The sequence below is a fragment of the Pseudomonas sp. GW821-FHT09C09 genome (assembly GCF_059418105.1).
On the sequence record NZ_JBWKPF010000009.1, the window covers coordinates 81511 to 102497 of the forward strand.

At 61.0% G+C, this 20987-nt stretch carries 14 protein-coding genes; 9 read left to right on the forward strand and 5 right to left on the reverse strand.

Annotated elements, in window-relative coordinates:
• Positions 1-36 precede the first annotated feature (36 nt).
• Complete coding sequence (ngg, locus tag AC07NR_RS25090; protein ID WP_495079700.1) at positions 37-1782, reverse strand: N-acetylglutaminylglutamine synthetase; 1746 nt, start codon at positions 1780-1782, stop codon at positions 37-39.
• Positions 1783-1785: 3 nt separating this feature from the next.
• Positions 1786-3558, reverse strand: coding sequence for an N-acetylglutaminylglutamine amidotransferase (locus tag AC07NR_RS25095; RefSeq protein ID WP_495079701.1), 1773 nt, complete (start codon positions 3556-3558; stop codon positions 1786-1788).
• A gap of 296 nt (positions 3559-3854) precedes the next feature.
• Between AC07NR_RS25095 and AC07NR_RS25100 the strand changes: the two genes are divergently transcribed.
• Positions 3855-8690: an NEL-type E3 ubiquitin ligase domain-containing protein gene (locus tag AC07NR_RS25100; RefSeq protein ID WP_495079702.1), complete on the forward strand. Its 4836-nt coding sequence runs from the start codon at positions 3855-3857 to the stop codon at positions 8688-8690.
• 14 nt (positions 8691-8704) lie between these two features.
• Here the strand turns inward: AC07NR_RS25100 and mnmC are convergent, their stop codons facing one another.
• Positions 8705-10684: a bifunctional tRNA (5-methylaminomethyl-2-thiouridine)(34)-methyltransferase MnmC2/FAD-dependent 5-carboxymethylaminomethyl-2-thiouridine(34) oxidoreductase MnmC1 gene (gene mnmC / locus AC07NR_RS25105; protein WP_495079703.1), complete on the reverse strand. Its 1980-nt coding sequence runs from the start codon at positions 10682-10684 to the stop codon at positions 8705-8707.
• A 173-nt stretch (positions 10685-10857) separates the two neighbouring features.
• Between mnmC and pap the strand changes: the two genes are divergently transcribed.
• Positions 10858-12372: a polyphosphate:AMP phosphotransferase gene (gene pap / locus AC07NR_RS25110; protein ID WP_085710838.1), complete on the forward strand. Its 1515-nt coding sequence runs from the start codon at positions 10858-10860 to the stop codon at positions 12370-12372.
• Between the two features lie 101 nt (positions 12373-12473).
• The gene (locus AC07NR_RS25115; RefSeq protein WP_248740153.1) at positions 12474-13658 is read left to right on the forward strand and encodes a thiolase family protein; all 1185 of its coding nucleotides are present in this window, start codon (positions 12474-12476) and stop codon (positions 13656-13658) included.
• Here AC07NR_RS25115 and AC07NR_RS25120 read toward each other — a convergent pair.
• Positions 13655-13855 (reverse strand): DUF6316 family protein, encoded by a 201-nt coding sequence (locus AC07NR_RS25120; protein ID WP_438299360.1) that lies wholly within the window; start codon positions 13853-13855, stop codon positions 13655-13657. The genes AC07NR_RS25115 and AC07NR_RS25120 overlap by 4 nt on opposite strands.
• A gap of 210 nt (positions 13856-14065) precedes the next feature.
• On the opposite strand from AC07NR_RS25120, the gene AC07NR_RS25125 reads away from it, so the two are divergent.
• Positions 14066-15025: a DMT family transporter gene (locus AC07NR_RS25125; protein ID WP_495079704.1), complete on the forward strand. Its 960-nt coding sequence runs from the start codon at positions 14066-14068 to the stop codon at positions 15023-15025.
• Between the two features lie 36 nt (positions 15026-15061).
• On the opposite strand, the gene AC07NR_RS25130 is transcribed toward AC07NR_RS25125, so the two are convergent.
• Complete coding sequence (locus AC07NR_RS25130) at positions 15062-16456, reverse strand: class II fumarate hydratase (protein ID WP_119429699.1); 1395 nt, start codon at positions 16454-16456, stop codon at positions 15062-15064.
• A 193-nt stretch (positions 16457-16649) separates the two neighbouring features.
• On the opposite strand from AC07NR_RS25130, the gene AC07NR_RS25135 reads away from it, so the two are divergent.
• From AC07NR_RS25135 to AC07NR_RS25155, 5 genes are all read left to right on the forward strand, one after another.
• A complete protein-coding gene (locus AC07NR_RS25135) occupies positions 16650-17168 on the forward strand; it encodes a DUF2059 domain-containing protein (RefSeq protein WP_085710833.1) in 519 nt (172 codons plus the stop codon).
• Positions 17169-17180: 12 nt separating this feature from the next.
• Positions 17181-17480 (forward strand): BolA family protein, encoded by a 300-nt coding sequence (locus AC07NR_RS25140; RefSeq protein ID WP_065257175.1) that lies wholly within the window; start codon positions 17181-17183, stop codon positions 17478-17480.
• Between the two features lie 117 nt (positions 17481-17597).
• The gene (gene trhO, locus AC07NR_RS25145; RefSeq protein WP_230732558.1) at positions 17598-18539 is read left to right on the forward strand and encodes an oxygen-dependent tRNA uridine(34) hydroxylase TrhO; all 942 of its coding nucleotides are present in this window, start codon (positions 17598-17600) and stop codon (positions 18537-18539) included.
• A gap of 35 nt (positions 18540-18574) precedes the next feature.
• The gene (locus tag AC07NR_RS25150; RefSeq protein ID WP_248740260.1) at positions 18575-19177 is read left to right on the forward strand and encodes a DsbA family protein; all 603 of its coding nucleotides are present in this window, start codon (positions 18575-18577) and stop codon (positions 19175-19177) included.
• On the forward strand, positions 19170-20987 hold the full coding sequence (locus tag AC07NR_RS25155; RefSeq protein WP_495079705.1) for an ABC transporter ATP-binding protein: 1818 nt from the start codon (positions 19170-19172) through the stop codon (positions 20985-20987). The genes AC07NR_RS25150 and AC07NR_RS25155 overlap by 8 nt, the downstream gene beginning before the upstream one ends.

Sequence of the window (20987 nt, forward strand, 5' to 3'; positions counted from 1 at the left end):
CCCCGCGTTGGGTGCGGGAATGACGCAGAAGAGAGATCAAACGGCCGGCTGACTGTGTGGAAACAACAGATCCACAAACCGTTCGGCCGTCGGCTGCGGCTCATGATTGGCCAGGCCGGCCCGTTCGTTGGCTTCGATGAACACGTACTCCGGCTGATCGGCGGCGGGCACCATCAGGTCGAGCCCGACCATCGGAATGTCCAGCGCTCGCGCCGCACGCACGGCGGCATCGATCAGGGTCGGATGCAGAATGGCCGTGACGTCCTCAAGGGTGCCACCGGTGTGCAGGTTCGCCGTACGCCGCACGAACAGATGCTCGCCGGCCGGCAGGATGCTGCTGTAGTCGTAACCTGCAGCGTGCAGAGTGCGCTGGGTTTCGTGATCCAGCGGGATTTTGCTTTCGCCGCCGGTGGCCGCTTGTCGGCGGCGGCTCTGGGCTTCGATCAGGGCACCGATGGAATGATGATCGTCACCGACCACCTCGGCCGGTCGGCGGATCGCGGCTGCGACGACGTCGTAACCGATCACCAGAATCCGCAGGTCGAGGCCTTCATGGAAGCTTTCGAGCAGCACGCGGCTGTCAAACTGCTTCGCCGAATCGATTGCCTGCTGCACCTCTTCGATGCTTTGCAGATCCACGGCCACACCCTGACCTTGTTCACCGTCGAGCGGTTTGACCACCACCCGCTGATGCTCGTCGAGAAACGCCAGATTGTCGTCCGCGTTCGCCGCCAGCTGCTGTGACGGCACATTCAACCCGGCGTTTTTCAGCACCTTGTGGGTCAGGCTTTTGTCTTGGCACAGATTCATGCTGATGGCGCTGGTGAGATCGCTCAGGGACTCGCGGCAACGCACCCGACGCCCGCCATGGCTGAGGGTGAACAGCCCGGCATCGGCGTCATCCACCTGAACGTCGATTCCCCGTCGATGGGCTTCCTCGACGATGATCCGCGCGTAGGGATTGAAATCGGCCTCTGGCCCGGGCCCGAGAAACAGCGGCTGATTGATGCCGTTCTTGCGCTTGATGGCGAAGGTCGAGAGATTGCGAAAGCCGAGTTTGGCGTAGAGGTTCTTCGCCTGACGGTTATCGTGCAACACCGACAGATCCAGGTAGCTCAAACCGCGACTCATGAAATGTTCGATCAGATGCCGCACCAGCACTTCACCGACCCCGGGACGCGAACACTGCGGATCGACCGCCAGGCACCACAGGCTGCTGCCATTCTCCGGATCGTTGTAGGCCTTCTGATGGTTGAGGCCCATGACGCTGCCGATCACCGCGCCGCTGTCCTCGTCCTCGGCCAGCCAGTACACCGGCCCGCCCTGATGATGCGGGGTGAGCAGCGTGGCATCGATCGGCAACATGCCGCGTGCCTGATACAGCTGATTGATCGACTGCCAGTCCTCTTCGCTTTGTGCGCGACGGATGCGGAAGCCGCGAAAAACCCGGGTGGCCTGACGGTAATCGCTGAACCACAGGCGCAACGTGTCGGAGGGGTCGAGAAACAGCTGAGTCGGCTCCAGGCCGAGAATCTGCTGCGGCGCTGCCACGTACAGTGCGATATCACGCTCGCCGGGCTGCTCGTTGAGCAACTCTTGGGCAAGGCTGGCCGGGTCGGGAAAGGTATGGCCGATCAGCAACCGGCCCCAGCCGCAATGCACGGCAATCGGCTCGGCGCTCGGTTGGTTGCCATCCTCGGCCAGACGCGCCTGCAAACGTTCATAGGACGGAGTCTGACCGCGCAGCAGCCGTTGGCTGTAAGCCGTGGCGTGAGGTTTCATCGATCAGATTCCTTGTTCGCTGAGCCACAGGTTCAGAGCCGCCAGTTGCCACAGCTTGGAGCCGCGCAGCGGGGTCAACTGGCCTTGTGGATCGGTCAGCAATTTGTCGAGCATGGCGGGATTGAACAGGCCGCGATCCTGACTCGGATCCAGCAGCAGTTCGCGCACCCAGTTCAGGGTGTCGCCTTGCAGATGCTTGAGGCCGGGCACCGGGAAGTAACCCTTCTTGCGATCGATCACTTCGCTCGGGATGACCAGACGCGCGGCTTCCTTCAAGACCTGTTTGCCGCCGTCAGGCAGTTTGAATTTGCCGGGCACACGGGCCGACAACTCCACCAGTCGATAGTCGAGAAACGGCGTGCGCGCCTCCAGGCCCCAGGCCATGGTCATGTTGTCGACGCGTTTGACCGGGTCGTCCACCAGCATCACCGTGCTGTCCAGACGCAGGGCCTTGTCGACCGCCGCATCGGCGCCGGGCTGTGCGAAATGTTCCTTCACGAAGTCGCCGGCAGCGTCATTGGCCGTCAGCCATTTCGGCTGCACCGTGGCGGCGTAATCGTCGTAGCTGCGGTCGAAAAACGCTTCGCGATAGGCCGTGTAGGGATCGGCCGCGCCATCTACCTGCGGATACCAGTGATAACCGGCGAACAACTCGTCGGCGCCTTGGCCGCTTTGCACCACCTTGCAGTGCTTGGCCACTTCGCGGGACAGCAGATAGAAGGCGATGCAGTCGTGACTGACCATCGGCTCGCTCATGGCGCGGAATGCGGCGGGCAGTTGCTCGATGATCTCTTTTTCGTCGATGCGTAGTTGATGGTGCTGGGTGCCGTAATGTTTGGCGATCAGATCGGAATACTGGAACTCGTCACCGCGTTCGCCGCCGGCATCCTGGAAACCGATGGAAAAGGTCGACAGGTTTTCCACGCCGACTTCGCGCAGCAGACCGACGAGCATGCTCGAGTCGACACCACCGGAAAGCAGCACGCCGACATCCACTGCCGCCCGTTGGCGAATCGCCACGGCTTCGCGGGTGCTGTCGAGCACGCGGTCGCGCCAGTCTTCGAGAGTCAGGTTTTTTTCATCGTCGTGTGGGCCGTAGGGCAGGGTCCACCAGGTTTTCTGCTCGGTGGTGCCGTCCGCTTCAATAAGCATCCAGCTCGCTGGCGGCAGCTTTTCGATGCCAGCCAACAAGGTGCGCGGCGCCGGCACCACGGCGTGGAAATTCAGGTAATGGTTGAGCGCCACCGGATCGAGGATCGGGTTGATGTCACCACCCTTGAGCAACGCCGGCAGGGCCGAGGCAAAACGCAGGCGCTGGCCCGTACGCGACAGGTACAGCGGCTTAACACCGAGACGGTCGCGGGCAATGAACAGACGCTGGGCATCGCGCTCCCAGATGGCGAAGGCAAACATGCCGTTGAGTTTCGGCAGCAGCGCTTCGCCCCAGGCGTGATAGCCCTTGAGCAACACTTCGGTGTCGCCGCCCGAGTAGAACGCGTAACCGAGTGCTTCGAGTTCGGCACGCAGTTCCGGGAAGTTATAGATCGCGCCATTGAAGGCCAGGGACAAGCCCAGTTGACTGTCGATCATCGGCTGCGCCGAGCCGTCCGACAGGTCCATGATTTTCAGGCGTCGATGGCCCAGGGCAATCGGCCCTTGGGCATGGAAACCCCACGCATCCGGGCCGCGAGGCGCCAGGTGATGGGTGATTCGCTCGATGGCTGCAAGGTCTGCAGGTTGTTGATCAAAACGTAACTCGCCAGCTAATCCGCACATAAGGTCCTTACCGGTTTTTCCGTTGGGGAGGGTGTTGCTGAACCGCGCCGAAATGGCCGGTACCCAGAAACTGACCCGGTATGGATGTGGGAGTTTTAGAACGATCGGTTATAAGCGCGACGGTCTGACCGGTGGGCCATTAGCATTCTGCGGAAAGTCAGAGGTAGTAGATAAGTATTCAAAACATACGGATTGCTGCTGGTTTGCTGGCTTTAACGGGCAGTTTTCCGTGTTTTTTATTCATCCTCGGGATCGATAAGGTGAAGGGACTCAACAGCAATAAAGGAATATTGCCCATGCCCACGACACCGGAGTCGTCCACATCGATCACCCTCACGGATAAACAGAAACTGAGCTTTCTGCTGGAGGCCACAGGCGATCTGGACACCGCCCAGACCTTGCAGAAAACCCTGCCCCCCGCACTGCTCAGAGCCAGCGCCGACACATTGGCGGCACTGGACAAGACCGCGCGTGACTTGCATGTGACCCAGACGCAAGTCGAAACAGACCTGAGCCGGCTGCAATCGCTCAAGCACTTTTGCATAGAACAGTTGAACTGCGCTCTGACTGCGCGTTGGTCGGCTGTATTCGATGTCGAGAAAGACCATCTGGAGTTGCCGGGAAGCTATTGCGGTTGCGAGGCAGTGACGCCGCCCGGAGGTGGAGAGAAGGTCATTCCGCCCGCTACGCCGACGCTGCTGGAAGCCGCAATGCAGAATTTCACGGAAGACGAGGCGCAAGCCGATTATTTTCCCGCAGGCACCGCAGTGCGCATTGCCAGCCAGCCTGATGGCGTTCCCGGTCTGACACCGACGGCATTCGCCGCACTTTGTCGGGAACTGGATCTGGGCCGGCTCTATCAGGAGCATTTCCAGCAGGTGTTTGGTGTCAGGGAGGTCAATGGCAGTCGGGTCGCCACCGGGCCGATGGTCCGCAATATCTCGGTGATGAAAAAGCACATGCTGCAACTGGACCTGCGCATGGCGTTGCTCAAGGAGCACGTTTCCCCGGAAGGTTTCCAGACAGTTCAACGTTTGATTGATGCCGCAGGCGTCGCCAGTGCCCCTGCTCTGCAGTACCAGGGCAGGCCGCTGATCATGCAGGGGATTGAATTGCTCGACAGCTGCATCTGGGGCGTCGTGGTGTTCTCCGAACGCTCGGTGGAGCTGGATCCGGATCAGTGGTGTCTGGTGTACATGCCTGGAGAACCCGATCAGCCACTGTCCGAGTACGCCAGCTTCACGGCCTTCATTGCTTTTCTGGAATTCAAACTGGGGGTGGGCAGTTACAAGAGTTACTTCACCCACTGCATCGGCGAAGTCGACAAGGTCGATTTCTTCAAGACATTCGCCGATACCGGCAGTCTGGGGCAGGTCAAACAGCTGGAGATGACCGATCCGCTGTTCGACTTCATGCTCAAGAGCCATGTCGGCAAGCTGCAACTCGATGCCCGTGCGCTCGCCGTACCGACTGCCGATGTCGATGAGGAAGAGCGCAAGAAGCGATTGATTCAATACCTGGAAATCGGCTTGACGATCGCCAACGTGGCGGGGTTCGTCGTTCCGGTATTGGGGCAATTGATGATGGGCGTCGCTATCGGACAGATGCTCGCCGAGGTGTACGAAGGGATTGAGGACTGGAGTCGTGGCGACCGTCAGGAAGCGTTTTCGCACCTGCTCAGCGTTGCCGAGAACATTGTGCTGATGGCTGCAGTGGGGGCTGGGATCAAGGGGGTGAAATCCCTGGTGATCAAGACGGTACGCCAACACCCGGATTTTTTTCAGCCCTTCACCACGATACTCGATCGTCAGGGTCAGGCCCGGTTATGGAAACCGGACCTGCGCGGTTATGCACAACCATTGACCACCACGGCGACGCCTGATGCGCAGGGTTTTTACCGGATCGGCGGCAAGGTTTTCGTCCGTCTCGACCAACATTTCTACGAAGTGGCACTGGAGGCGGCCAGCAATACCTTGCGTATCCAGCATCCTGCTCGTCCTGGTGCCTACGCGCCTGTACTTGAACACAGCAACCATGGAGGCTGGCGTCATGCTTTCGAACACGCCGAAAACTGGAGCTCTGGCTACCTGCTAAAACGCATCGATCCAGGTCTGACAGCTTTCGACGACAGTCGTCTAGAGATGATTCGACAGCTGACGGACACCCATTCCGGCGAGTTGCAGCGTCTGTTCGAGAACAACTTGCCACTGCCCGTCCGTTTACGCGACGGGCTCGAGCAATTAAGGCTTGAGCGCCAATTGCGTAATTTCATTGCCGCAATGGAGGCGGGCGAAGCGTTCGATGCCCGTTACACCGAGGAGCAGATGCATGCGTTGCCTCTCCTCGCAAACTGGCCCACTGATCGCTACATCAAGGTCGTTGATGTGCATGGCCGTATCACCGCGACCTTTCCTCCCGATGCAATTGACGATGACACCGTGAGCGTCATTGTGAGCCACGCACAACTGGAGAAGGGCGAACTGTTGCAGACGGTCATCAACGGCTTGTACCCCCAGGAAGTGGAGACGCTGGTTGGCGCGAATGTTGCCCCGACCGACGCTGGCGCACAGTTGGCCAAAGTGATCGGGGCCGCGGTCAAGGCTGATCGCAGGTCAACCTTCGATCACCTCTACCGGCAATACGATCGAGCTGTCGCCGGCGAGTTGCTCAAGATTCGCAACGCTTATCCCGATCTGCCGGGACGGTATGCGCGTGAGTTGCTCAAGCGAACGCCAAGTATTGAACGGATGCACCTGCGCAGTACCGGGCGGGTACCCATGGCGTTGGCAGAACGTGTCCGCGCGGCTTCGAGTGATGTGCGTGTGGATCGGGCGTTGACCGGGTTCTACCTGGCTGATATTGCCAGTGCCGATACCACGAAACTGGCGATCCGGTTGCTACCCCGGCTCAGCGGATGGGATCCTGAGTTCCATCTGCAAGTGCGGGCGAAAAAGCTCAACGGTGACTTGCTGGAAACACTGGGCGAGAAACCGCTTGTGACGTCGAGTTCATGCACGCTGGTCAGGCTCGACAACGGTTACGAAGTGTTCGGTAGTGACAGGAAATCCCTCGGACATGTGGCGTCCGGTCCGGAAAGTCTCTACCACGCGATCCTTAAAGGTCTTTCGTTGCGCCAGCGCAAGGTCATCGGGTTTGCGGAGCCGAAGGCGGACGATGGTTGGCGTCTGCGACTCAAACTCCTGGACTGTGCGCTGGATGAGCGCGAAGACTGCGCCCGGATCCTTGCAGGTGAGCCGCTGCAACCGGCCATCCCCGAGCCTGTGTGTACGCTTGCCGATTCTCCCATCGAGTCAGTCACGCACTCGCGCCGATTGCTGCGCAAAGTCAAATGGATCTACCCCTCTTTTTCGGACGCGCAGGCCAAAGAGTTTCTTGATCAGTTGGGCGGTGACCATCTGAGCAGAGCGATACGGGTCCGACAGCTGCAAGAAGATCTGGGCCGGCTCCGGGATGTGCTGGACACCTGGAGCGAGGACGAAGTGGCCATGAGTGCCCTGGGGGGCTTGCTGTATGACGTTCATGATTGCCGGCAAATCGTGGCCGACGAGATCGAGGACTGCTTCAGGCGGCGGGTTTTCCAGAGCGATGAGTTCGGGCACCGGGTATACGGTTTGAACCTTGACGGCATGCGATTCGGCAAGCTGCCGACCCTGCCGGTCGGACTGACCTTCGACCATGTCAGGTATCTGTCTCTGCAAAACATGCAGCTGGACAACGATGTGGCCTACTTTCTGAAAGCCTTCAAGCAGATCGAGACCCTCGCACTGGACAGCAATCAGCTTACCTTGCTGCCTGAAATCATTTCGCATATGCCGAACCTCAAGCACCTGAGCCTGGGAAACAACCGGATCCAGTTGACGGAGCATTCGCTGGTGAAGTTGTCCCGATTACGTACGCTGCAAAGCCTGGACCTGAGCGGGAACCGCCTGGGAGCGACAGTGGATGTCGGTGGTCTGTTCGACCTGAATCACCTTTACCTGCGAAACACCCGTGCCACCGAGCTGCCGAAGGGATTGCAGTATCTGCCCAATCTGAAGCGGGTGGATCTGCGCGACAACGATATTCGCGATCTGCCTGACTGGCTCTTTGGAACATCCAGGTATTTCAGTGAAACGATCAATCTGCGTAACAACCCGATTTCCGACATCAGCAAAGTCCATCTTGATTCCTACCGCAAGACCGTGGGTATCGGCATGGGTTATCTGGAAAACGATATTGCTCGACTCGACGAGAACCTGGCGCGTTCGATCTGGTTGACTGAAACAGGAGGGAGCGTGGGTTCACGGCGCCTGCAGACGTGGACCGCAATCAAGGATGATCCCATGGCCGAAGGCCTGTTTCAGCTATTGGCTGAGCTGGGCAATTCTGCCGAGTCCGTACACGTGCGTGAAGACATGACGCGTCGGGTCTGGACGGTTCTGGAGGCAACGCAGGCCGATGCCGAACTGCGGCGACAGATTTTCGATCTGGCGGCCAACCCGATCAACTGCACGGACAATGCGGCGCTGAACTTCAGTCATCTGGAAGTCGCCGTGCACGTTCATCGTGTGACCCGCGTTTCTGCGGGCCGACAACCTTCGGCGATATCGCTGATCAAACTTGCAAGAGGGCTGTTTCGTCTCGACCAACTGGACGGGATTGCAACGGAGCATGCGCAGGCGCACGCGTCACCGGATCCCCTGGAGGTGGCTCTGGCCTATCGCTCCGGGCTGGCGGAGGCTCTCGAACTGCCGGGGCAACCCTCGCACATGCGCTACGCGTCAATTGCAGAGGTGACAGGGGCGGATCTGGTAGAGGCCATCGATAGAATCCAGACCGCAGAGCTGTCTGCGGACTGGTTGAAGTTTCTGGTTCGTCAGCCGTTCTGGAGCGAGTACGTTAAAAAAAGCTTCGCACAGCAGTTCGACGATGCCCGTGCCCCTCACCACGAGGAGGCCATGGCGTTATTCGAGAAGGCTGAAGAGCTCGGCTCTGCCGACTACCTGAGCGAAATGAACCAGTGTGCAACCCGGCTGGAGCAAACCGAAGGTGCCTTGCTCGAGCGATTGACCGAGCAAGTGATGAAGCTGGTTGAGGGCAATACCTGCCTGTTGCCCGAGGGGGGATCCTGATCGGTGCTCGCAGGTCATTTACCCCGAATCAGCCGACGCAGGGCAAACCGGTTGGGATGGCACGCTTCGGCCACGCTGCGGGGCAGGGGCAGCGGTTCGTTGTCCAGCCACGCAGCCAGCAACTCGCCCGACAATGGCGCGGTGATCAACCCGCGTGAACCGTGGCCGCTGTTGACGTACAGCCCGTCAAGCCACGGGCAGGCGATGTCCGGCACTTGCCGGGCATCCTTGCCCAGGACTGCATAGGTTTGATCGAAGGCTTCGCGGTCGGCGAGCGGGCCGACGATCGGCAGGTAGTCGGGACTGGTGCAGCGGAATGCGGCGCGTCCTTCAAGGTGTTCGGGATCCTGATCCTTGATCCGCAGGCGCATGACCAGGTCGTCGGAGATTTCTTCGAGCATTGCCAGATTGCCCAAATGTTCGGCGGTGGTCGGCGTCAGGTCATCGCTGTGGAAGGCGAAACTGGCCCCCAGCGTATGTTCGCCCAGGCGAGCGGGGGCCACATAACCTTCAGCGCAGACCACCGTTGCCAGTGCCTGACTGTCTTCGGTCTGTGCCAGACGGGTGATCTGTCCGCGAATGCGTTTGAGCGGCAGCTCGGCGCTCTGTGCAAATCGTTTGATCTCGGCAGCGCCGGCCAGTACCACGACGGGCGCTGTTGCGATCAATTGTCCGCCGTCGAAAACTTGCCACTGACCGTCGACCTTGTGCAGCTCAACGGCGTCCTGATGAGTCAGCAGCGTGATACCCGTTTGCGCAGCTTGCGCCTGACACAACGCGGGCGGATGCACCCAGCCACCTTCGGGATAATACAAACCGCCGTTGGCCAGACCGATCCCGGCACGGGCCTGCGCCTCGGGTTGATCGAGCCACTGCAGAAGATCCTCGGGAAACGCCGTCGCCAGTTGCGCCTGACGCTCGCGTTCCTTGTCATTGAACGCCAGTTGCAGCACGCCACAGTCATCCCAGTCGGTGCCGCGCTGCAGTGTTTCCAGCAGGCGCCGGGTGTAGCCGAAACCGCTGACGATCAATTGCGACAGTGCCGTGCCGTGGGCAGAGAGTTTCAGATACAGCACTCCTTGCGGATTGCCCGAGGCTTCCTGAGCCACCTCGCCATGTCGTTCCAGCAGACTGACCTGCCAGCCCCGGGTCGCAAGGCTGGCAGCTGTGGCGCAACCGGCAAGACCGGCGCCGATTACCAAAACGCGTCGTTCTCCGGCAACGGGGGCAGGGCGGGCGAACCACGGTTTTTCTGCCGCCGGTGGCGGAACATCCACCGGCCAGCCGAGAAACTCGCCGCGCAGGATTTCCCATTTGTGACCGATGCCGGGCGTGCGCTTCATCTTGAACCCGGCGGCGTTGAGCAGGCGTCGCACCCAACCGGTGCTGGTGAACGTGCTGATGGTCGAGCCCGGCGCCGCCAGTCGCGCCAGTTCGGCGAACAGTTCGGCAGTCCACATCTCCGGGTTTTTCGCCGGGGCGAAACCGTCGAGAAACCACGCGTCGATCTGGCCGTCCAGTTGCGGCAACTGCTCCAGCGCATCACCGATCAACAGCGTCAGGGTCACACGACCGTTATCCAGAACAATGCGCTGGAAGCCTTGATGGATTGCCACGTAATGCTTGAGCAGTTGATCGGACAGCGGCTTGAGATCCGGCCACAACGCCAACGCCCGTTGCAGGTCGGCAGGGCTCAGCGGGTACTTTTCCACGCTGACGAAATGCAGCCGCGCACCGGCCACCGCGTGCTGTTCGAACAACTGCCAGGTGCAGAGAAAATTCAGCCCGGTGCCGAACCCTGTTTCACCGATCACCAGTCGCCCGCCCGCCGGCAGCGCGGCAAAGCGCTCGGCCAGGCGGTTCTGTTCAAGGAACACGTAGCGGGTTTCATCCAGCCCCGACTGGTCGGAAAAATACACATCGTCGAACACTCGCGAACGCGGGCGTCCCTGGTCATCCCAGTCGAGTTGGGCGTGGGGCATTACAGGTTTCATGGCAGGCTCGGCAACGGCAAGGCGGCCATTCTAGCCGATCACGCGGGCGGCGCTTGATCCATGGCAAGCCTTGCCGAAGATGACTCGAGGACAATCCGCCGCCGGCGGGAATTTCTGTGCCGCGAGTGTGCCCAATCCGCTAGTCTTGCTGAATCCTGGAAGGAGCCGTCCCTATGTTCGAATCCGCTGAAATCGGTCACGCCATCGACAAAGAAACCTACGACGCCGCCGTACCCGCGCTGCGTGAAGCACTGCTGGAAGTCCAGTTCGAATTGCAGCAGCAAAAGCGTTTTCCGGTGATCATTTTGATCAACGGCATCGAAGGCGCCGGCAAAGGCGAGACGGTGAAACTGCTCAACGAATGGATGGACCCGCGCCTGATCGAAGTGCGCACCTTCGACCAGCAGACCGATGAAGAACTGGCGCGACCACCGGCCTGGCGTTACTGGCGGATGCTGCCGGCCAAGGGGCGGATGGGGATTTTCTTCGGCAACTGGTACAGCCAGATGCTGCAGGGCCGGGTGCACGGTTTGTTCAAGGACCCGCGACTGGATCAGGCCATCGCCGGTGCCGAACGGCTGGAAAAAATGCTGTGTGATGAAGGCGCACTGATCTTCAAGTTCTGGTTCCACCTGTCCAAGAAACAGATGAAGGCGCGGCTCAAGGCCCTCGCCGATGACCCGCTGCACAGCTGGCGGATCAGCCCGCTGGACTGGCAGCAATCGGAGACCTACGACAAGTTCGTCAAATATGGCGAGCGCGTGTTGCGTCGCACCAGCCGCGACTACGCACCCTGGCATGTCATCGAAGGGGTGGACGCGCATTACCGCAGCCTGACGGTCGGCAAGATCCTGCTTGAAGGCCTGCAAAATGCACTGAAACGTCCGGACGTGCATTCGAACGCTGTCAGTGCCCAGCCGCTGGGCACGTCGGTGGATCAGTTGAACCTGCTCGACAGCCTCAACCTGAACCAGAACCTGGACAAGAAGGATTACGAAGAGCAACTGATCACCGAGCAGGCGCGATTGTCCGGGCTGATGCGTGACAAGCGCATGCGCCGTCATGCGCTGGTGGCGGTGTTCGAAGGCAACGATGCGGCGGGCAAGGGCGGGGCGATCCGCCGGGTCGCGGCGGCGCTCGATCCGCGTCAGTACAACATCGTGCCGATTGCCGCGCCGACCGAAGAGGAGCGGGCGCAACCGTATCTGTGGCGTTTCTGGCGGCACATTCCTGCCCGGGGCAAGTTCACCGTGTTCGACCGCTCGTGGTACGGCCGGGTGCTGGTAGAGCGGATCGAAGGCTTTTGCAGCACGGCCGACTGGATGCGAGCCTACGGTGAAATCAACGACTTCGAAGAGCAACTCGCCGACGCCGGGGTGATCGTGGTCAAGTTCTGGCTGGCCATCGACAAGGACACGCAGATGGAGCGTTTCCAGGCCCGTGAAGAAATCCCGTTCAAGCGCTTCAAGATCACCGAGGACGACTGGCGCAATCGCGACAAGTGGGACGCCTATCGTGCGGCGGTGGGCGATATGGTCGACCGCACCAGCACCGAAATCTCGCCGTGGACACTGGTCGAGGCCAATGACAAGCGCTGGGCCCGGGTCAAGGTGCTGCGCACGATCAATCGAGCGCTGGAAGAAGCCTTCGAGAAATCCGACAAGAAGGAAAAGAAGCACAAGGACTGACCGATGGGCGCGCATACGCGAGGTGAATGATTGTCGCGGTCGGCAATGGGGTGGACTTATGCTCGGTCCACTCTCAACCGACTACAACAATGAGGTATGCCATGCGTGAAGTGGTGATCGTCGACAGCGTGCGGACCGGTCTGGCCAAGTCCTTTCGCGGCAAGTTCAACCAGACCCGCCCCGATGACATGGCGGCCCATTGCGTGAACGCGTTGCTCTCGCGCAACGACGTCGACCCGGCCAGCGTCGAGGACTGCATCGTCGGTGCCGGCTCCAATGAAGGTGCCCAGGGCTACAACATCGGCCGTAACGTGGCGGTGCTCTCGCAACTGGGCACCGGCACGGCGGGCATGACCCTCAACCGTTTCTGCTCTTCGGGCTTGCAGGCGATTGCGATTGCCGCCAATCAGATCGCTTCGGGTTGCAGCGACATCATCGTCGCCGGTGGTGTGGAGTCGATCAGCCTGACTCTGAAAAGCGTCAACACCGATCACCTGATCAACCCGTTGCTCAAGCAGCAGACCCCGGGCATCTACTACACCATGGGCCAGACCGCCGAAGTGGTGGCGCGCCGTTATGGCGTCAGCCGTGAGGCGCAGGATCGCTACTCGCTGCAAAGTCAGATCCGCACCGCTCAGGCGCAGGCAGCTGGTCTGTTCAACGATGAAATCGTACCGATGTCGGTGAAATACCGGGTTGAAGACAAGAACAGTGGTGAGGTGCAGATCCTCGACGGCATCGTCGATCGCGACGACTGCAACCGCCCGGACACCTCCTATGAAAGCCTTGCCGGATTGAAACCGGTGTTCGCCGAAGATGGTTCGGTGACCGCAGGCAACTCGTCGCAGCTGTCCGACGGCGCCTCGATGACGCTGGTGATGAGCCTGGAAAAAGCCCTGCAACTGGGGCTCAAGCCAAAGGCGTTTTTCCGTGGGTTTACCGTGGCCGGATGCGAGCCGGACGAAATGGGCATCGGCCCGGTGTTCTCGGTGCCGAAGCTGCTCAAGGCCAAAGGTTTGCAGGTCGCGGACATCGATCTGTGGGAATTGAACGAAGCGTTCGCCTCACAGTGCCTGTACGCCCGTGACCGTCTTGAAATCGACAACGAAAAATACAACGTCAACGGCGGCTCGATTTCTATCGGTCACCCGTTCGGCATGACCGGCTCGCGGCAGGTCGGGCATCTGGTGCGCGAGTTGCAGCGACGCAATCTGCGCTACGGCATCGTCACCATGTGCGTGGGCGGCGGGATGGGCGCGACCGGGTTGTTTGAAGCGGTGCGCTAAGTCCGGCTGCCGGAATCCAGCAATTGCATCCGCGCGATGTACGCGCGGATTTCCTGCTCGACTTTCTCGGGGCTGTCGAACGGCCCTTCGAGGGTGTTCTCCCGGGTGCTGAAAAACAATTCGCCATTGACCCGACACACCCGGTCGCTGCGAAAGTGCGTGGCGGGGGCGGTGTCCTGGGCGCGCATTCCGAACATGATCGATCTCCTTGAGCGCTGCGCTGAATGGGATCCAAAGAGCTTATGCCTGAACCACTTGCAGCGCTTCGCCAGCCGATCAACGGCAGCCCGTCAATTTAATGCTGCGACCTGCACAGTTTCATTTGCGGCTTGAGCGCAACTGTCCCTGTGTCGCGCTTGCCGCTGCGCCTAGAATGAGCGCTCCTGTCATTGGCTTTCGGGGTTCTCATGCACGTTTCATCGGGTCGTTGGGTGTACGGCATGTTCCTGGCCTTGTTGACCGCGTTCTTGTGGGGAATCCTGCCGATCAAGCTCAAACAGGTGCTGCAGGTGATGGACCCGATCACGGTGACCTGGTTTCGCCTGACGGTGTCCGGCGGCTGCCTGTTCATTTATCTGGCGGCCACAAAGCGTTTGCCGAATCGCAAGGTACTCGGGCCGAAGGGCGGCTGGCTGGTGCTGATGGCGGTGCTCGGGCTGGTGGGCAACTACGTGCTGTACCTGATGGGCCTGAGCCTGCTCAGCCCCGGCACTGCGCAACTGGTGGTGCAGATGGGGCCGATCATGTTGCTGATCGCCAGTTTGTTCGTGTTCAAGGAGCGCTTCAGCATTGGTCAGGGCATGGGGCTGGCGGTGCTGTTGATCGGTTTTGCGTTGTTCTTCAATCAGCGTCTGGCGGAGCTGCTCACGTCTTTATCCGATTACACCGCCGGCGTGTTGCTGGTGCTGCTGGCCTCGACCGTCTGGACGTTCTATGCGCTAGGGCAGAAGCAATTGTTGACGGTATGGAATTCGCTGCAGGTGATGATGGTGATCTACCTGTTCTGCGCCTTGCTGCTGACGCCGTGGGTGCATCCGCTCGAAGCGCTGGAGTTGAGCCCGTTGCAGGGCTGGCTGTTGCTGGCATGCTGCATGAATACCCTGATCGCCTATGGCGCGTTTGCCGAGGCACTGGCGCATTGGGAGGCCTCGCGGGTCAGCGCAACTTTGGCGATCACGCCGCTGGTGACCTTCGGTGCCGTGGCGATTGCCGCATGGACCTGGCCGGACTACGTGCATGCCGAGCAGATCAACGGGTTGGGTTATGGCGGGGCGGTGCTGGTGGTGCTGGGGTCGGCGCTGGTGGCGCTGGGGCCTTCGTTGATTGCCGGGCTCAAGGCCCGGCGTGCGAAACTGTTGGTCGGATGACCTTCCCGCGCCGGGCACGGGAAGGATCGGGATGACTCAGCCCTTGGCGCCGGCCTCGATCATGTTCTCCGGCCGTACCCAGGCATCGAACTCTTCATCGGTCAGATAACCCAGTTCCAGCGCTGCCTCGCGCAAGGTTTTGCCTTCGCTGTAGGCCTTCTTGGCGATTTCCGCCGATTTGTCGTAGCCGATGTGCGGGTTCAGCGCCGTCACCAGCATCAGACCCCGCTCCAGATGTTTCGCCATGACTTCGGCATCCGGCTCAAGCCCGGCGATGCAATGCTGCTGGAAGTTGCTGCAGCCATCGGCCAGCAGGCGGATCGATTGCAGCAGGTTGTGGATGATCACCGGTTTGAATACGTTCAACTGCAAGTGACCCTGACTGGCGGCGAAACCGATCGCCACGTCGTTGCCCAGCACCTGGCAGGCCAGCATCGACAGCGCTTCGCACTGGGTCGGGTTGACCTTGCCGGGCATGATCGAGCTGCCTGGCTCGTTGGCCGGCAACTTCACTTCGGCAAAACCTGCGCGGGGGCCGGAGCCGAGCAGGCGCAGGTCGTTGGCGATTTTCATCAGCGCCACGGCGAGGGTTTTAAGGGCGCCGGACAGCGTGGTCAGCGGCTCATGGCCGGCGAGGGCGGCGAACTTGTTCGGGGCGGTGACGAACGGCAGGCCGGAAAGCGCGGCCAGTTCAGCCGCAATCGCTTCGCCGAAACCGTGGGGCGAGTTGAGTCCGGTGCCGACAGCAGTGCCGCCCTGGGCCAGTTCACAGACTGCCGGCAATGCGGCGCGAATCGCCCGTTCGGCGTAATCCAGCTGCGCTATGAAACCGGAAATCTCCTGGCCGAAGGTGATCGGCGTGGCATCCATCATGTGGGTGCGACCGGTCTTCACCAGCTTCATGTGCCGCGCCGACAGCTCGGCCAGACCACCCGACAGCTCGGCAATGGCCGGCAGCAGTTGGGTTTGTACAGCCTGCGCAGTGGCGATGCTCATGGCGGTGGGGAAGCAGTCGTTGGAACTCTGCGAGCGGTTGACGTGATCGTTCGGGTGCACCGGTGTCTTGCCGCCGCGCGGGTTGCCGGCCAGTTCGTTGGCGCGACCGGCAATCACTTCGTTGGCGTTCATGTTGCTCTGGGTGCCGCTGCCGGTCTGCCAGACCACCAGCGGGAACTGGTCGTCATGCTGGCCGTCGAGCACTTCGTCGGCGGCCTGTTCGATCAGGCGGGCGATGTCGGCAGGCAGGTCGCCGTTGCGGTCGTTGACCCGGGCCGCGGCTTTCTTGATCAGGGCCAGGGCGTGCAGGACCGGCAAGGGCATGCGTTCCTGACCGATGGCGAAGTTGATCAGCGAGCGTTGCGTCTGAGCGCCCCAGTAAGCGTCGTCCGGGACTTCGATCTGGCCCAGGCTGTCGGTTTCGATACGGCTCATCGTGCACACTCCTGTTGGTCTGTTTGCGCAGTTTAGGCCGGTGTCGGCCCGGGTGGTTCCCTCCAGTCGATTGTTGACCGGCAAATCCCCGCCAATCAAGCGCGGCAAGGCCCGGGGGTTGAGCCGCAGCGTTATTCAGGCGCAGAATGGTCGCCCTTGGGGTTTTACCTCGCCTAGCTGAAAAGGAAACTCGATGACTCGTCTTCGTGCCATCTGCACCGCGGTTGCCCTGGTTTGCGCCAGCGGCCAGGTGCTTGCCGATACCGCCAGCCACAACGCCAGTGCCGAAGCTTTCCTGACCCTGGCGCACGCTGACAAGCTGGGCACTCCGGTGTACATGCAAGTGCAGCAGATGTTCGCCCAGCGTTTTGAACAGACCAAGGCTCCGGAATCCAAGAAAGCCGTACTGGATACCTACCAGGCCAAGGCCAACGCCGCCCTGGACCAGGCCATCGGCTGGAACAAGCTGAAGCCGGACATGGTCAAGCTCTACACCAGCAACTTCAGCGAACAGGAGCTCAAAGACCTGGTCGCGTTCTACCAGTCGCCACTGGGCAAGAAAGTCCTGGAAAAAATGCCGCAGCTGACTCAGCAATCGGCCCAGATGACCCAGGCCAAACTGGAACCTGCCGTTCCTGTGGTCAACAAGCTGCTGGACGACATGACCAACGAGCTGGCACCGAAAGGCGCGGCTCCGGCCAAGAAGAAGTAAGCGGAGTTCGTGATGACCATGCAACAACGCATCGAATCGACGCTGGCGCTGCTTCAGCCTGAGCATCTGCAGGTGCTGGACGAAAGCCACATGCACAGTCGCGGGTTGCAGACCCACTTCAAGGCAGTGGTGGTCAGTGCGCAGTTCGAAGGCCTGAACCGGGTCAAGCGCCACCAGAAAGTCTACGGCACGCTCGGCGAGCTGATGGGCGAGTTCCATGCGTTGGCGCTGCACACCTACACCCCGCAGGAATGGGCAGAAGTGGGCGCCGCTCCGGCGTCGCCCACCTGTGCCGGCGGCAGCAAGCATTGAGCCTTGCAGCAATGAACTGAGGTTTTTTGCTAGAATCCGCAACGCGCCGCTCACCCGGCGCGTTTTTTTTCGCATCCGGTTCACCCTTTACGAGGGTAGCCACCTGGAGAAATACCCATGACACAACCGATTGTCGTGGCGGCACTGTACAAGTTCGTCACCCTCGAAGATTACGTCAACCTGCGCGAGCCCCTGCTGCAAGCGATGGTCGACAACGGCATCAAAGGCACCCTGTTGATCGCCGAAGAAGGCATCAACGGCACGGTTTCCGGCAGCCGTGAAGGCATCGACGGCCTGCTGGCCTGGCTGCGCAACGACCCGCGCATGGTCGATATCGACCACAAGGAATCGTACTGCGACGAGCAGCCGTTCTACCGCACCAAGGTCAAGCTCAAGAAAGAGATCGTGACCCTGGGCGTCGAAGGCGTCGACCCGAACAAGAAGGTCGGCACCTACGTCGAGCCGCAGGACTGGAACGCGCTGATCAGCGATCCGGAAGTGCTGCTGATCGACACCCGCAACGACTACGAAGTGTCGATCGGCACCTTCGAAGGCGCCATCGATCCGAAAACCACCAGTTTTCGCGAATTCCCCGACTACATCAAAGAACACTTCGACCCGGCCGTGCACAAGAAGGTCGCGATGTTCTGCACCGGTGGCATCCGCTGCGAGAAGGCGTCGAGCTACATGCTGGGCGAAGGCTTCGAAGAGGTTTACCACCTCAAGGGCGGCATTCTGAAGTACCTCGAAGAGGTGCCGCAGGAAGAGACCAAATGGCAGGGCGACTGCTTCGTGTTCGACAACCGCGTGACCGTGCGCCATGACCTGAGCGAAGGCGACTACGATCAGTGTCACGCCTGCCGTACACCGGTCAGCGTCGAGGATCGTGCTTCCGAGCATTACGTGGCCGGTATCAGCTGCCCGCACTGCTGGGACACCCTGAGCGAGAAGACCCGCCGCAGCGCCATCGACCGCCAGAAACAGATCGAACTGGCAAAAGCGCGCAACATGCCGCACCCGATCGGCTACAACTATAAGCAAGCATCCTCCGAGGCTTAATCATGTCTGCACGCCTGCTCTATGTGATGGATCCGATGTGTTCGTGGTGCTGGGGATTTGCCCCGGTCGCCAAGGCATTGGTGGAGCAGGCGCAGGCTGCCGGGGTGGAACTGCACCTGGTGGTCGGCGGATTGCGCACCGGCAGTGGCGCGGCGCTGGAACCGACCACCCGGCGCTACATTCTCGAACACTGGCAGGCGGTCACCGAGGCCACCGGCCAGCCGTTCAAGTTCGAAGGTGCGTTGCCGGACGGTTTTGTCTACGACACCGAGCCTGCCTGCCGGGCCATCGTCACGGCGCGCAGCCTGGCGCCGGATTGCGCTTGGAAACTGGTCGGATTGATCCAGCACGCGTTTTACGCTGAAGGTCGCGATGTCACTCAGGCCAGCGTTCTGGTGGAGCTGGCGGAGAAGGCCGGCGTCCCCCGCATCGAATTTGCTGCCCTGTTTGATCGTGCTGACCAGCACGAGGCCACACTGGCCGATTTCAACTGGGTTCAGGATCTCGGCATCGCCGGATTCCCGACCCTGCTCGCCGAACGCAATGGCCAACTGGCGTTGCTGACCAACGGCTACCAGCCGCTCAGTGAACTGTCGCCGTTGCTCGGTCGATGGCTGGAGCGCGCGGCCTGTGTCTGACCCGGCCGATGACACGCCAGCCGTCAAGCGTGTCGACCGGCTGAGCTGGGCTGAAGTCCGGCGACTGGCACTTCATCACAAAAAATCCCTGTGGATCGCCAACGGCGTGGCCGTACTGGCGACGTTGTGCAGCGTGCCGATTCCGTTGCTGCTGCCGTTGCTGGTGGACGAAGTCCTGCTCGGCCACGGCGATGCCGCGCTGAAAGTCATGAACCATGTGCTGCCGGGCATGTGGCAGCAAGCGGCGGGCTATATCGGCCTGATGCTGGTGGTGACCCTGACCCTGCGTTGCAGCGCCCTGTGTTTTGGCGTGTTGCAGGCCCGTCTGTTTGCGCGGCTGGCCAAGGACATCGTCTATCGCATTCGCGTGCGCCTGATCGAGCGCCTGAAACGGATCTCCCTGGGCGAATACGAAAGCCTGGGCAGCGGCACTGTCACCACGCATCTGGTCACCGACCTCGACACCCTCGACAAGTTTGTCGGCGAAACCCTCAGCCGTTTCCTGGTGGCGATGCTGACCCTGGTCGGCACCGCCAGCATCCTGATGTGGATGCACTGGAAACTGGCGCTGCTGATCCTGTTGTTCAACCCGCTGGTGATCTACGCCACGGTGCAACTGGGCAAACGGGTCAAGCACCTGAAGAAGCTGGAGAACGACAGCACCTCGCGCTTCACTCAGGCGCTGAGTGAAACCCTCGATGCGATTCAGGAAGTGCGCGCCGGCAACCGTCAGGGCTTTTTCCTCGGGCGCCTTGGCCTGCGCGCTCAGGAAGTGCGCAACTACGCGGTCAACTCGCAGTGGAAGACCGATGCGTCCAACCGCGCCAGTGGTTTGCTGTTCCAGTTCGGTATCGACATTTTCCGCGCAGCGGCGATGCTCACGGTGCTGTTCTCCGACCTGTCGATCGGCCAGATGCTCGCGGTGTTCAGCTACCTGTGGTTCATGATCGGTCCGGTCGAACAACTGCTGAACCTGCAATACGCCTATTACGCTGCTGGCGGTGCGCTGACCCGTATCAATGAGCTGCTGGCCCGTGCCGATGAGCCGCAGTACCCCGGCGGCGTCGACCCGTTCAAGGGCCGCGATACCGTCGGGATCGAGGTGCAAGGCCTGAGCTTCGGTTATGGCGATGAACTGGTGCTGGATCAGATGAACCTGTCCATCGCACCGGGCGAGAAAGTGGCGATTGTCGGCGCCAGCGGCGGCGGCAAAAGTACCCTCGTGCAATTGCTGCTGGGCCTGTACACACCGCTGGCCGGGACCATCCGTTTCGGCGGCTCGACCCAGCAGGAAATCGGTCTGGAAACGGTTCGGGAAAACGTCGCGGTGGTGCTGCAGCATCCGGCGCTGTTCAACGACACCGTGCGCGCCAACCTGACCATGGGCCGTACCCGCAGTAACGAAGCCTGCTGGCAGGCACTGGAAATCGCCCAGCTCGAACCCGCCATCCGCGCCTTGCCGGACGGGCTGGACAGCATCGTCGGCCGCTCCGGCGTGCGCCTGTCCGGTGGCCAGCGGCAGCGTCTGGCGATTGCGCGGATGATCCTCGCCGAGCCGAAAGTGGTGATCCTCGACGAAGCTACCTCGGCCCTCGACGCCGCTACCGAATACAACCTGCACCAGGCCATGGCGCGGTTCCTCCATGGCCGCACCACGCTGATCATTGCCCACCGTCTGTCAGCGGTGAAGCAGGCGGACCGGGTGCTGGTGTTCGACGGCGGGCAGGTTGCCGAGGATGGCGACCATCAGCAACTGATTGCCGATGGCGGGTTGTATGCCAAGCTGTATGGGCATTTGCAGCGGATGTAG

Excerpts from the sequence above, each read along its gene's own strand:
- trhO (WP_230732558.1), top strand. The coding sequence starts at position 17,598 with ATGACACAACCGATTGTCGTGGCGGCACTGTACAAGTTCGTCACCCTC.
- AC07NR_RS25150 (WP_248740260.1), top strand. The coding sequence starts at position 18,575 with ATGTGTTCGTGGTGCTGGGGATTTGCCCCGGTCGCCAAGGCATTGGTG.
- AC07NR_RS25100 (WP_495079702.1), top strand. The coding sequence starts at position 3,855 with ATGCCCACGACACCGGAGTCGTCCACATCGATCACCCTCACGGATAAA.
- AC07NR_RS25115 (WP_248740153.1), top strand. The coding sequence starts at position 12,474 with ATGCGTGAAGTGGTGATCGTCGACAGCGTGCGGACCGGTCTGGCCAAG.
- AC07NR_RS25135 (WP_085710833.1), top strand. The coding sequence starts at position 16,650 with ATGACTCGTCTTCGTGCCATCTGCACCGCGGTTGCCCTGGTTTGCGCC.
- AC07NR_RS25120 (WP_438299360.1), bottom strand. The coding sequence starts at position 13,855 with ATGTTCGGAATGCGCGCCCAGGACACCGCCCCCGCCACGCACTTTCGC.
- AC07NR_RS25130 (WP_119429699.1), bottom strand. The coding sequence starts at position 16,456 with ATGAGCCGTATCGAAACCGACAGCCTGGGCCAGATCGAAGTCCCGGAC.
- ngg (WP_495079700.1), bottom strand. The coding sequence starts at position 1,782 with ATGAAACCTCACGCCACGGCTTACAGCCAACGGCTGCTGCGCGGTCAG.
- AC07NR_RS25125 (WP_495079704.1), top strand. The coding sequence starts at position 14,066 with ATGCACGTTTCATCGGGTCGTTGGGTGTACGGCATGTTCCTGGCCTTG.
- AC07NR_RS25095 (WP_495079701.1), bottom strand. The coding sequence starts at position 3,558 with ATGTGCGGATTAGCTGGCGAGTTACGTTTTGATCAACAACCTGCAGAC.
- mnmC (WP_495079703.1), bottom strand. The coding sequence starts at position 10,684 with ATGAAACCTGTAATGCCCCACGCCCAACTCGACTGGGATGACCAGGGA.
- AC07NR_RS25140 (WP_065257175.1), top strand. The coding sequence starts at position 17,181 with ATGACCATGCAACAACGCATCGAATCGACGCTGGCGCTGCTTCAGCCT.
- pap (WP_085710838.1), top strand. The coding sequence starts at position 10,858 with ATGTTCGAATCCGCTGAAATCGGTCACGCCATCGACAAAGAAACCTAC.